This window comes from Azoarcus indigens (genome assembly GCF_004361735.1).
Classification (GTDB): Bacteria; Pseudomonadota; Gammaproteobacteria; order Burkholderiales; family Rhodocyclaceae; genus Azoarcus; species Azoarcus indigens.
Genome location: NZ_SNVV01000028.1, coordinates 42333 through 54887, shown reverse-complemented (window position 1 = coordinate 54887; position 12555 = coordinate 42333). Strand labels below are relative to the sequence as shown.

Genomic DNA, 12555 nt, shown 5'->3' with positions numbered 1-12555 from the left:
GCCCGGAGGAAGGCCACGGCGCCGGCGGCGTCGGCCACCGCAGCCTCTACTTCGACGGCGTGGATGGCAGCCTGCTCGGCAGCCGCGAGCCCTGGACCGGCACCGCCGCCGACCTCTTCGTGCAGGCGCAGTTCCCGCTGCATTCCGGCCGCATCCTCGGCCTGCCGGGCCGCATCCTGATCTCGGCGATGGGCCTGGTGGTGGCCATGCTGTCGGTCACCGGCGTCTATATCTGGTGGAAGAAGCGCAAGGCGCGGCTGAAGAAGGCCGCTGCCACAGCGCGGAGCACGCTGGCCGGCGCGGCGCGCTGAGGGCAGCCGCACTGCAAAGGCCGTGCGTGACATCGCCGCAGCCGCCCCAAGCTCGTATACCGTCCATGACCGTGCCGGAGGAAAGAGCGTGTCGGAAGCCACGGCTGGCAACGCCAAATCGCTGCCTATCAGGAAATCGCGTCCGCCCGGCAGCACGAAGGCATCGCCCAGTGCAAACCTGATGGGCCCCGTCAATCCCGTCGACGGCCATCCAGCCCGCACCTTGCAGGACAACGTAGCACTCGATCCAAGCTTGCTGTCGCGGGAACCGCAGGGGCCACTCGCCACGCTTCCAAACCAGCGGACACGCTTGCGACGGGTTTGAGGCGACCGAGAAGCTCGGAGAGAGGATCCATCGAATAGAACGAAGGCATCCGTTTAGTGCCTGCCAGCCCTGAACGGCCAGGGTGCCGGCGGACTTCCGGAGATTGACGGCGCGCCTTACAGCAGCGGAAAATAAGAACCATTCTCGATAGCAAGCTAGCCTGTTCGCGGGCAGCAAGCCAACGCGTCCTGTCCTCCCCGGAGCTTGCCGTGCCCGCAGCCCCTTCCGTCGCCAAACTGTACGTCGATCACCATCGTTGGCTGCATGCCTGGCTGCGACGCAAACTCGGCTGCACCCACCTGGCTGCCGACCTCACCCAGGACACCTTCGTCCGTGTGCTGGGCGCCCGCGACATCGGCCACCTCAACGAGCCCCGCGCCTACCTGCTGACCCTGGCCCAGCGCGTGCTTTACAGCTTCTGGCGCCGCCGCGACCTGGAGAATGCCTGGCTCGACGCCCTCGCCGCGCAACCGGAAAGCTACGCCCCCTCGGCCGAGGACTACGCCCTGGTGCGTGAGGCCATCGAAACCCTCGACCGCCTGCTCGACGGCCTGCCCCTGCGCGCGCGCAAGGTCTTGCTGATGAACCGGCTGGAGGAAATGACCCACACCGAGATCGCCAAGGCCATCGGCGTCTCCCTCGCCACCGTCGAGCGCGACATGAAGCTGGCCCTCACCCACTGCTACATGGCCGGCCTTGGCGCCGCGGCGGCCACCCCGCAAGCACGCTCATGAATGCGCGCCAGCTCGACCCTATCGCCGAAGCCGCCATCGACTGGCTGGTCCGGCTCGATTCCGGCACCGCCGGCGCCGACGACCACGCCGCCTTCGCCCGCTGGCTGCATGCGGACCCGCGTCACGAAGCCGTCTGGCGGACGATTTCCGGCCTGCTCGATCAGCCCCTCGCCGCGATCAAAGACGCCGACACCAGACTGCCCGGGCAGCGCCATGCCGCACACCGGGCGCTGACCGCGCCGGCCCGCCGCAAGGCGCTGCGCCGCGGCACCGCCATGCTCTTGCTGCTCGGCCTCGGCAGTTATGCGCTGAACCGCCAGCAGCCACTGCTCGGCCTCAGCGCCGACGTGCACACTGCCACCGGCGAACGCCGCCAGGTGCAACTGGCCGACGGCAGCACGCTGATCCTCAACGCGCGCAGCGCGGTGGACATCGAATTCAGCGCGCAGACCCGGCTGCTGCGCTTGCGCCGCGGCACCCTTCTCATCCACACGGCGGCCGACCGCCAGCGCCCGTTGATCGTCGCTACCGAGCACGGCGAAGCCCGCGCCCTCGGCACCCGCTTCGCCGTGCAGTTACAGGACAATCACAGCGAACTCGCGGTGCTCGAACACAGCGTCCGCCTCACCACCGCTGACGGTAGCGAGCAAACCTTCGCCGCCGGCAGCGCCGCCCGCTACGACGCCAGCGGCATCCACCCCATGGCCGAATCCGCCGCGCCGCTGGCTGCCTGGGCCGACGGCCAGCTCGACGTACGCGACCGCCCGCTGGCCGAGCTCATTGCCGCCTTGCGCCCCTACAAGCGCGGCTACCTGCAAGTCTCGCCGCAAGCCGCCGTCCTGCGCGTATTCGGCGTGTTTCCGCTCGACGATCCGGATGCCACCCTGCACGCGCTGGCCGAAACCCAGCCCATCGCCATCCGCCGTTACGGCCCATGGCTGACCGTGGTCGAGCATCAGAACGAAATCCGATAATTTTTCCGCTGCCTGAGGGGTTTTGCCGACCTCGTTGGACATGACTGCTGAACCCACACGTTCAGCGCTTGTTCAACCCCGCCGAGGAAACTCCATGAGCCCCCAACCCCGCCCCGACGCCTGCCGCACCCGGCCGCTGCGTTGCGCCATCGCCGTGTCCCTCGCCTTCGCCAGCCTCACTGCCGGCGCCCAAGACACTCTCCCGACCGCCAGCACGGTCGAAGCCGCGGTCGCCCGTACCTGGGACCTCCCCGTCGCGCCGCTGGCCGACACCCTGGCCCGCATCGCCCGCGACAGCGGCCAGCGCCTGTCCGCTGACCCCGCTCTCATCACAGGCAAGACCGCCGCTGCCGTGCACGGCAGACTCAGCCCTGCCGACGCCGCCCGCCGGGCCCTGGCCGGGACCGGGCTGGAACTGGTGGTGACGGACAGCGGCACACTGAGCCTGCGCCCCGCCCCGGCAAAAACGCACGACGCGGAGACGACCCTGGCGCCGGTGACGGTGACCGCCGGCACCCAGCAGGAGTCCGCCTGGGGGGCTGTGCAGGGTTACATCGCCAGGCGCAGCGCCAGCGGCAGCAAGACCGACAGCGCGATCGCCGACATCCCGCAGAGCATCTCCATCATCTCGGCGCAGCAGATGGCCGACCAGGGCGTGCAATCGATCACCACGGCGCTGGGCTACACACCCGGCGTGGTCGGCCAGTACGGCGACAACGACCTGCGCCACGACTGGCTGACCGTGCGTGGCTTCACCCCGGCGCGTTACCTCGACGGCCTGCGTCTGCCATACGGCGCGCGCGGCTACGCTCAGCCGCGCATCGAACCCTATGGACTGGAGCGCGTAGAAGTGCTCAAGGGGCCGGCATCGGTGCTGTACGGCCAGGCAGCTCCCGGCGGCCTCATCAATATGGTGCGCAAACGCCCCACCGAAGAGGCGACCCGCGAAATCCAGGTCAAGCTCGGCAGCCATGAGCAACGACATGTCGGCCTCGACATCGGCGGCCCGGTCGACGAACAAGGCACCGTGGCCTACCGCGTCGTCAGCCTGGTTCGCGACAGCGACACCCAGTTCGACCATGTCGAGGAGCGCAAGCGCTATATCGCACCGTCGCTGAGCATCCAGGCCAGCGATACCACCCGGCTCACGCTGCTGGCGGAATACCAGAAGATCGAATCCCCGGGTGGAGGTGGCGCACCCGCGCTGCCCTCCAACGGCACCTTGGACACCAGTACTTACGCTCGCCTGGCGCGCAACACCTTCGTCGGCGAACCCGGCTACGACAATTTCAGCAACGAGCAGTGGTCCATAGGCTACGAACTGGAACACCGCCTGTCCAACCACTGGCGCCTGCGCCAGAACCTGCGCTACGCCGAGGTCGACACCGACACCCAGCGGGTCCAGGCCGCGTGCGCCAGCTCCGCCACATGCAACCCCTCAGCCCTGTTCCGCTACGCCTGGGCGTTCCCTGAGACCTCGAAGCTCCTGACTGTAGACAATCAGGCCGTAGCGAACTTCAACGCCGGCGGCATCCAGCACACGGTCTTGCTGGGCGTGGACTACTCCCGCGAAAAAAGCGCTTTCGAGGAGTCCCAACTGGTCTTCCTCTCATCCCTGTTCAATGCCTACAACCCCACTTACGGCACCGCGGTCAGCCGCCCCGGCCCGGCCATGCTGATCGACCAGAGACTCACCCAGACCGGCCTCTATGCTCAGGACCAGATGCAGATCGGCAAGCTCGCGTTGACCGTCAGCGGGCGCTACGACCGGGCCGACACCGATACGCTCACGCGCATGGTCACCGCCGGCACGAGCACCCGGGTGAAGCAGAAGGACCGCGAACTCACCGGCCGCCTGGGAGCCGTGTATGGCTTCGATAACGGCGTTTCGCCCTACGCCAGCATCTCGACATCGTTCCAGCCCGCGGGGGGAACCGACCGCAACGGCACCCCGTTCGACCCCACCACCGGCCAGCAGATCGAGATCGGGGTGAAGATCCAGCCGAAGAACATACGCGCGCTGCTGACCCTGGCCGCCTATCAGCTGGCACAGGAGAACGTGCTCACCCCCGACCCGGTGAATACCAGCTTCCGCGTCCAATCCGGCGAGGCCCGGGTGCGCGGATTCGAAGCCGAAGGCAAATTCGAGCTCTCCGAGCAACTCGCGCTGATCGCCTCCTACGCATATACCGACAGTGAGATCACCAAAGACAATCCCAACTCTGCCGGTGTCAGCAACCAGGGCAACCAACTCGCCTTCGTCCCGCGCCATCAGGCCGCGTTGTGGGCCGACTACCGCTTCGGCGCCGAACTGACCGGCTTCAGCGTCGGCGGCGGTGTGCGCTACACCGGACGGACCTGGGGCAACAACGCCAACACCACGGATATTCCGGGCTACTCGATCGCCGATCTCGCGCTGCGCTACGACTTCGGCCAGCGCCACAGCAGCCTGCAAGGCGTCAGCCTCGCCCTCAACATCAACAACCTGTTCGACAAGCGCTACGTCAGCACCTGCTTGTCGACCACCACGAGTTGCTACTGGGGCGATGAACGCAGGATCACCGGCACGCTGAGCTATCGCTGGTGAGCGGCGCTTGCGCCCGGCAGGGCTGCGTCGCGGCAGCGCCGGGGCCTGAGGGCTGAGACATGTGCCGCCCGGCGGCATGTTCTACTCGCCGGAATTCGGCATCCACGGCGTCGCCTTCTTCCACCCGGAGGAAGGCCACGGCGCCGGCGGCGTCGGCCACCGCAGCCTCTACTTCGACGGCGTGGATGGCAGCCTGCTCGGCAGCCGCGAGCCCTGGACCGGCACCGCCGCCGACCTCTTCGTGCAGGCGCAGTTCCCGCTGCATTCCGGCCGCATCCTCGGCCTGCCGGGCCGCATCCTGATCTCGGCGATGGGCCTGGTGGTGGCCATGCTGTCGGTCACCGGCGTCTATATCTGGTGGAAGAAGTGCAAGGCGCGGCTGCGCAAGGCCAGCGCCGCAACGCGGAACACACTGGCCGGCGCGGCGCGCTGAAACCCGGCGCACGGGGCGCGGGGCGTGGCCATGGCCTTTGCCACGGCCATGCCGGCGGGCGGCTGCTAGACTGAAGCAAGTCTCGCCTTTTTCCGGAGCCCGCCATGGACCTCGACCTCGCCGCCTTCCGCCTCAACGCGCTCGCCACGCTCACCAACGGATCGAGCAGCGGCCGCAGTTCCGGCAGCACCACCGACTTCATGACCACGCTGCTCAACGCCCAGACCGCGCTGATCTCCGGCGCCGGCACCAGCAGCGCGGCCAGCGGCATGGGCAGCCTGCTGGGAAACAGCACCTCCCAGCTCAACTCGGTGCTCTCCCAGCTGGAAGCCAGCAACAGCGCCTTCATGAAACGCTACAACGCCCGCGTCGAGGCGATAGGCGACGAAGCCGAGGTGCTCACCCAACTGCGCGCCCGCATGGCCGAGCTGGGCGAGGCCAGCGACGGCCTGGGCAAGCTGGACGCCAGCAGCAGCGACGGCGACATCAAGGCCGCGCTGCAGGACTTCATCACCCGCTACAACGCCTGGGACAGCGAGTTTGACCCCTACTTCGAGGACGGTGCCCTGCTGGACGACAACCAGGCCGGCGAAGTCGCCCGCTTCTCGCTGCGCCGCGAAGTCGGCTCCATCTTCCACGGCGCCGGCCACGGCGGCTACGCCCTCGGCCTCACCGACATGGGCGTCACCTTCACCCCCGACGGCCAGCTCACCTTCGACGAAGCCGCCTTCGACAGCGCCCTCGCCAACAACCGCGAGGCCGGCGTGCAGACCCTGAACAACATGGCCAAGGCCTTCGGCGACGCCGCCGAACTGCTCTCCTCCGACGGCCACCTGCTGGACCGCCGCATCGCCAACGCCGAACGCGCGGTAGCCTGGGCGGCGGACCATCAGTCCGAGGTGGAGGGTGAATTCGGAGCGGGAGCGGTCACCGCCCGGCTCAACAAGGCGCTGTATCGATGAGGGTGGTCTGGGGTGGCAGCCTGTCCGGCGGCCGCCTCTCCCACAGTCATCTCAACCCGCTGCCGCCCGCCTAGAGATCCAGCACCAGCAGCGGCGTATGGGAGCGCGAGCAGCACGGCGTGAAGCTGCGGTTCAGCGCATGTTCGTCGGCGCTCATGAAGATGTCGCGGTGCTCCGGCCGGCCTTCCAGCACCGGGGTGAGACAGGTGCCGCAGACGCCCTGCCCGCAGGCCAGCGGCAACTCCACACCAGCCCGCGCCAGCGCCGCGGCGACCGATTCTTCCGCACCCACTTCCACCTCCAGCCCGGTTTGCGCCAGCCGGACCACGAAAGCCCCGCCCTCCTTCGCCACCGCGTCCGCCGGCGCGCTGAAGTACTCCCGGTGCAAGCGGGCATTGGCGACGCCGGCCGCCCGCGCCGCGGCCAGCATCGCCTCCATGAAGCCGGCGGGACCGCAGACGTAGACATGGCTCTCCGCCGGCAAGCCGGCATACAAGGCCACCGGGTCGAAACCCGGCCCCGCCGCGTCGTCCGCATGCAGCCTCACCCGCGCGGCGAAATCCGCCTGCTGCAAGGCCTCGCGGAAGGCCTGCCGGCCGGCGGAGCGCGCGCAGTAATGCAGCACGAAATCCCCGCCCTCGGCGGCAAGCGCATGCGCCATGGCGAGCAGCGGCGTGATGCCGATGCCGCCGGCCAGCAGCACGCTGGTCCTGCCCGGCGGCGTCACCAGCGGGAAGAGATTGCGCGGCCCGCCGAGCTGCAGCAGCGCGCCCTCCGCCAGCGCGTGCATCTCCGCCGAACCGCCCCGCCCTTGCGCCTCCAGCTGCACGCCAAGCAGGTAGTGCAGCCTCTCCGCCGGCGGATTGCAGAGCGAGTACTGGCGGATGCGCCCGCTGGGTAGATGGACGTCGACATGCGCACCGGCGGCGAAGGCCGGCAGCTCGCCGCCCGCCGGATCGACCAGGGTGAAGCCGGCGATGCCGTCCGCCAGCTTCTCCTTGCGCTGCAATTGCACACTGAGCATCGAAGTACCCTGGCAAGCGACGCTCAGGGCGCGCGACTGTCGACCAGCCGGTAGGCGCCGTTCTCCACCCTCACCAGCACCCGCGCCCGCTCGTCATGGCCGAAGTGGTCGCTGGGGCTCATGTTGTAAACCCCGTACACACCGACCACGTCGCGCGTGCCTTCCAGCGCATCGCGCAGCGCCTGGCGGAATTCGGCGGTGCCGGGCACCGCCTTGTCCTTCGCCTTCCGCGCGGCGGCGTCCAGCAGCAGGTGGGCATCCCACACCAGGCCGCCGTGCGGGCTCAGGGAATCCGCGCCGTAGCGGGCTTCGTAGCGCTTCACATAGTCCAGGATCACCGGCTTCATCGGATGGGAGTCCGGCAGCTGCTTGCCGACGACGACCGGGCCGGTGACATACAGCCCGCCCTCGATGGCCTTGCCGCCCACCCGCAGCACGTCGCGGCCAATGGCGCCGTGGGACTGGTAGATGCGCCCCTTGTAGCCGCGCTCCACCAAGGTGACGTGCGGCAGCACCGAGGGCGTGCCGGAGGCGGCCACCAGCACCGCGTCCGGCCGCGAGGCGAGGATCTTCATGACCTGGCCCATCACCGAGGTGTCGTTGCGGTTGTACTTCTCGGCCAGCAGCACCTTGATGCCCTGCGCGTCCAGCGCCTTGCGCATCTCGCCCATCAAGCCCTCGCCGAAGGGGTCGGCAAAACCGATCATCGCCACGCTGGCGACGCCGGCGGCCTTCATGTCGTCCGCGATCGCGCCCACCATGAGGCCGTTGTGCTGCGGTACCCGGAACACCCAGCGCTCCTTCTCGGCGGGCAGCACGACCGGCGACAGCGAGATCAGCGGCGTCCTGTGCTCGCCGATCACGTCCACCAGCGCCAGCGTGTTGGATACGGTGGAGGAGCCGAGCACCACGTCCACCTTGTTCTCCTCGACGAAGCGGCGGGCGTTCTTCGAAGCCTGGGTGGGATCGGTTGCGTCGTCCAGCAACACGTAGCGCACCGGCAAGCCGCCCAGCGTCGGCGGTAGCAAGGCCACGGTGTTCTTCTGCGGAATGCCGAGGGCGGAAGCCGGGCCGGTGGCCGAGGTGGTGATGCCGACGGTGATGTCCGCCGCCGCCACCGGCGCGAGCGGCAGCAGGGCCGCCGAGGCGGCGGTGAGGAATGCACAGGCGAGAGCCTTCATGATGTCTCCTTGGTAGGGAAGGAAATCGCGGAAGTCCGCCGGCATGGCGGCCTCCGTCTGCTTGGGTCAACTGGATTGCGGATGCGGGGAAAGCGATGCGCCGCCGCATGGCGGCGCATCGAGGCAAGCGCGCAGGCAGCCGGCACGCCTTCAGGCGGCGTCGCGCGCCTTCGCCGTTTCCTTGCGGATCAGGCTGTCGATGAGCCAGCGGAACTGGCCGAGCGCGGCATCCACCGTCAGCGGCTGCATCTTGAAGCCGGGGTCCAGCGCCAGGTTGCGGTGCTGGCCCATGATCATCTCGCGGTCCTCCTCGAAGGCGGTGATGACGCCCTGGTGGATGGCGTCGGTCACCTCCGGCTGGTCGGTGAGGAAGTTGTGGGCGTGGGCGAAGAAGTAGTGGGTGGAGCCCTCCCGCTCCGGCGTCAGCGCCTGGAAGCCGCGGAACTCGATGGCCTTCTCCCGCCGGCCGTCGTCGAAGGGCATGCCGGCCGGCACCATGCCGGCGTCCATCAGCAGCACGCCGGGCACCAGGAATTCATAGAACATCCAGCGATCCACCTTGGTGTCGGCCGGATAGTCGCCGAACTTGCGCGAATAGCCCGGCGCCTCGGTGTCGCGCACCACCTTCTTCAGCATCAGGCTGCGGCTGCGCCGCTCCACCGTGGGCAGCACCGCCGCGTAGTCGGTGGAGCCGCCCAGCGTGGTCGGATGCAGGAAAGGCAGGTGGGAGAAGTCCAGCAGGTTGTCGGTGATCAGCAGGTAATTGACGTCGTAGTGGATGTAGCCGTCGCGGGACTTCCACGCCGGATCGTCCAGCAGATGGGTGTCCGGTATCAGGCTGGCATCCGCCTCTTCCGCCGCGCCCATCCAGATCCACACCCAGCGGTGCGACTCCACCGCGGCGAAGCTGCGTACCTTCAGGCTGGGCGGAATCGCTTTCTGCGCCGGCGCGGAAACGCACTGGCCGCTGCGGTCGAACACCAGGCCGTGGTACATGCAGCGCACGCAGTTGCCGCCCTCCTTGCGACCAAGCGACAGCGGCGCGCCGCGATGACAGCAGCGGTCCTCCATCACCACCACTTCGCCCTTGTCGTCCCGCCACAGCACCAGCGGAATGTCGCAGACGGTGCGCGTCAGGAAACCCTCGGCCGGCACCTCCTTGTCCCACGCCGCCACGTACCAGCAGTTCTTCACATACATCGCTTGTCTCCTCCAGGCATGAACAGTTGTCACTGTCTTCATTGCTTTGAGGACATTCTCGAAGCCGGACGGGTATTATTCAAATTAATCTACATCAAGATCAAAATGACTAATACTCATACATCCCAGCTCGACCTGAACCTGCTGCGGGTCTTCTACTGGATTTACGTGGAGCGTAGCGTGGGCGCGGCCGGGCGGCAGTTGGGCATCACCCAGTCGGCGGTCAGCCATTCGCTGCGCAAGCTGCGGGAGACCTTCGGTGACGAGTTGTTCGTGCGCGCCGGCAGCAGCATGCTGCCCACCACCAAGGCCATGGGCATCTTCGACCCCATAGACGAAATGCTGCGCCGGCTGGAGGGAGAGGTGCTGCCCAGCACCCGTTTCGACCAGGCCGCGGCGCAGCGCAGTTTCTCGCTGGCGATGATAGACATGGCGGAAATCGTCTTCCTGCCGCCGCTGATGCGCTATCTCAAGACCCACGCGCCGCGCTGCACGCTGCAGAGCCACCGGGTGGGCAATGAGGCGATGGTGAATGCGCTGGAAACCGGCACTGCCGAACTGGCCCTGGGCACCGTCTCCGACATTCCGGCCTACCTCTATCGCCAGAACCTGTTCCAGCACGATTACCGGGTGCTGGCCTGGGTCCAGCACCCCCGGCTGGCGAAGAAGAAGAGCCTGAGCTGGCACGACTACCAGAGCGAGCAGCATGTCGCGGTGCTGACCGGCACCGACCATTACCTGGAGACGATGACCCTGCTGCCCAAGGGCATACGGCGGCGGATCTCGACCACGGTGGGCGGCTATCTCTCGGTGCCCTGGCTGCTGGAATCCTCCGACCTGATCGCCACCGTGCCGACCAAACTGGCGGAGATCGTCGCCACGCCCGGCTCGCCGCTGAAGCAGTTCCCGCTGCCAGAGCCGGCGGTGCCCTACACCCTCCATTCCCTGTGGCATCCGCGCTGGCAGAACGATCCGGCGCACCGCTGGCTGCGCGGGGTGATCTTCCAGATCATGAGCCGCTATCCGGCGGTGGACTGAGCGCTCAGCCGGCTGCCATTCCCAGCACGATGTCCGCGAAGGCCTGCGCCAGCGGCGTCGCCTGCTGCGGCAGCACCAGCGCGCTGAGGCCGCGGGCCTCCCTGTCGCGCAGCGGCAGGTAGCGGATGCCCTTGGGATGCAGCGTGGTCATCCGCTCCGGCACCACCGCGATGCCATAGCCGGCGGCCACCAGGTCCAGCATGGACGTCTTGCGCGAGATGATGCGGGCGGTGGCCGGCACGAAGCCGCGGCTGAGGCAGAGGTCGGTCACCAACCGGGCGAGGCCGCCGCGCTCCAGGTGGACGGCGGTGACGAAGGGCTGCTCGCGCAGGTCGGCGACGGCCAGCGCCTCCCGCTCCGCCAGCGCATGCGCCTCCGGCAGCGCCACCCACAGCCGCTCGGCCGGCAGTTCCAGGAAGCGCACCGCCGGATCGCGCCTGAGCACCGGCAGGCGGATGATGCCGAGGTCCGCCCGGCCGCCGGCCACCTCGCCGATCTGGGTCTCGGAAGCGATGCGGTCCAGGTCGATGCGGGCGCCGGGGCAGCGCTGCAGGAAACGGTCCAGCGCCGGCATCAGGCTGCGCGCCGGCACCGAACTGGAGTGCAGCAGGCGCAGCACGCCCGCCTCCCCACGCGCCAGTTGCCCGCCCTCTTCCGCCGCCGCGGCCAGCAGGTTGTGCACCGAACCCACCCTGCTCCGGTACACCGCGCCCGCCGGCGTGAGCCGCACGCCCCGCGGTTCGCGCTCGAAAAGCTGGAAGCCCAGCTCTTCTTCCAGCTGGGCGATCTGCCGGCTCAAGGCGGGCTGGGCGACGAAGAGCGCGGCCGCTGCCTGGGTGAAACCGCCCAGGTCGGCCACGGCGAGGAAATAGCGTATCTGCTTGAGGCTAGGCATTCCGTTTCGGCATGGATAGCGAGAAAAATCGGTATTTGTCTTATATCCAGCCACTTCCGAGAATGGAAGCCCCTGTACCGCTGGACTTCGTTCCATGACCGATACGACTGTGTTTTCCGCTTTCACCGACCACCCGGCGCTGCTCCTGCTCGCCTTCGCCGCCGTCGTGCTCGCCTACGCGGTGCTCACCCTGGTCGGCTTCGGCTCCGCGCTGATGGCGAGCGCGCCGCTGGCGATGGTGATGCCAGTGGCCAAGGTCATCCCGATGCTGGCCATGCTGGACTGCGCCGGCTCCTCGCTGCGCGGCTGGCGGGTGCGCAAGGCGGTGGCCTGGCGGGAATTCGGCCGCCTCTTTCCCGGCATGCTGCTGGGGCAGGTCGTCGGCGTGCTCTTCCTCGCCCGCCTGCCGCTGACCTGGATGGCGCTGGCACTGGGGCTGTTCGTGATCTGGCAGGGCGCCAGGGGCCTGCTGGCGCGCAGCAGCCCGCCGGCCGGGCAGCCGGAGCGGCCGTACGCGGCGCTCGGCAAGGGTCTGCTGGGCGGCGTGCTCGGCGGCCTGTTCGGCAGCGGCGGCTTCATCTACGCCGCCTACCTGGAACGCCGGCTGGAAAGCCGCGATGCCTTCCGCGCCACCCAGGCGCTGCTCATCGCCCTCTCCACCGCCTGGCGCATCCTGCTGTGCCTGTCGGTCGGCCTGGTGGACCTCGCGCTGCTGAAGACGGCGCTGCTTTTCGTGCCGGCGATGGCGCTGGGCGTCCATGCCGGCCATCACATCGACCTGCGCATCAGCCGCGCGCAACTCTTCATGCTCCTGAACGGGCTGCTGGTGGTGAGCGGTGCGGTGCTGATCGGCCGTTTCGCAATCTAGCCGGGCACCCGGCGGCGGCCGGC

12 protein-coding genes are annotated in these 12555 nt (G+C 68.4%); 8 read left to right on the top strand and 4 right to left on the bottom strand.

The window, feature by feature from the left end; all coding sequences use genetic code 11:
• The 6 genes from C7389_RS22010 to C7389_RS21985 all read left to right on the top strand — a co-directional run.
• Window positions 1–311: PepSY domain-containing protein (locus C7389_RS22010; RefSeq protein WP_133594822.1), on the top strand; the 311-nt coding region annotated here is incomplete at its 5' end.
• 534 nt (window positions 312–845) lie between these two features.
• The gene (locus tag C7389_RS22005) at window positions 846–1370 is read left to right on the top strand and encodes a sigma-70 family RNA polymerase sigma factor (RefSeq protein WP_133594815.1); all 525 of its coding nucleotides are present in this window, start codon (window positions 846–848) and stop codon (window positions 1368–1370) included.
• Entirely contained in the window at window positions 1367–2344 is a 978-nt protein-coding gene (locus C7389_RS22000; protein ID WP_133594814.1) for a FecR domain-containing protein, read from the top strand. Before C7389_RS22005 ends, C7389_RS22000 begins: the two co-directional genes overlap by 4 nt.
• A 94-nt stretch (window positions 2345–2438) precedes the next feature.
• A complete protein-coding gene (locus tag C7389_RS21995; protein ID WP_133594813.1) occupies window positions 2439–4931 on the top strand; it encodes a TonB-dependent siderophore receptor in 2493 nt (830 codons plus the stop codon).
• A 76-nt stretch (window positions 4932–5007) separates the two neighbouring features.
• A complete protein-coding gene (locus C7389_RS21990; protein ID WP_133594812.1) occupies window positions 5008–5364 on the top strand; it encodes a PepSY-associated TM helix domain-containing protein in 357 nt (118 codons plus the stop codon).
• A gap of 104 nt (window positions 5365–5468) precedes the next feature.
• On the top strand, window positions 5469–6326 hold the full coding sequence (locus C7389_RS21985; RefSeq protein ID WP_133594811.1) for a flagellar filament capping protein FliD: 858 nt from the start codon (window positions 5469–5471) through the stop codon (window positions 6324–6326).
• Between the two features lie 70 nt (window positions 6327–6396).
• Here C7389_RS21985 and C7389_RS21980 read toward each other — a convergent pair whose 3' ends face one another.
• The 3 genes from C7389_RS21980 to C7389_RS21970 all read right to left on the bottom strand — a co-directional run bounded on the left by C7389_RS21980 (window position 6397) and on the right by C7389_RS21970 (window position 9731).
• Window positions 6397–7350: a PDR/VanB family oxidoreductase gene (locus tag C7389_RS21980; protein ID WP_133594810.1), complete on the bottom strand. Its 954-nt coding sequence runs from the start codon at window positions 7348–7350 to the stop codon at window positions 6397–6399.
• Window positions 7351–7373: 23 nt separating this feature from the next.
• Window positions 7374–8531 carry an ABC transporter substrate-binding protein gene (locus C7389_RS21975; RefSeq protein ID WP_133594809.1) on the bottom strand — a complete coding sequence of 386 codons (1158 nt, stop codon included), beginning with the start codon at window positions 8529–8531 and terminating at the stop codon, window positions 7374–7376.
• A 150-nt stretch (window positions 8532–8681) separates the two neighbouring features.
• The gene (locus C7389_RS21970) at window positions 8682–9731 is read right to left on the bottom strand and encodes an aromatic ring-hydroxylating dioxygenase subunit alpha (protein WP_133594808.1); all 1050 of its coding nucleotides are present in this window, start codon (window positions 9729–9731) and stop codon (window positions 8682–8684) included.
• A gap of 105 nt (window positions 9732–9836) precedes the next feature.
• On the opposite strand from C7389_RS21970, the gene C7389_RS21965 reads away from it, so the two are divergent.
• Window positions 9837–10769 (top strand): LysR family transcriptional regulator, encoded by a 933-nt coding sequence (locus tag C7389_RS21965; RefSeq protein ID WP_162851808.1) that lies wholly within the window; start codon window positions 9837–9839, stop codon window positions 10767–10769.
• Window positions 10770–10773: 4 nt separating this feature from the next.
• Here C7389_RS21965 and C7389_RS21960 read toward each other — a convergent pair whose 3' ends face one another.
• Complete coding sequence (locus C7389_RS21960; RefSeq protein WP_133594806.1) at window positions 10774–11664, bottom strand: LysR substrate-binding domain-containing protein; 891 nt, start codon at window positions 11662–11664, stop codon at window positions 10774–10776.
• A gap of 94 nt (window positions 11665–11758) precedes the next feature.
• On the opposite strand from C7389_RS21960, the gene C7389_RS21955 reads away from it, so the two are divergent.
• Window positions 11759–12532, top strand: coding sequence for a sulfite exporter TauE/SafE family protein (locus C7389_RS21955; protein WP_133594805.1), 774 nt, complete (start codon window positions 11759–11761; stop codon window positions 12530–12532).
• Window positions 12533–12555 lie beyond the last annotated feature (23 nt).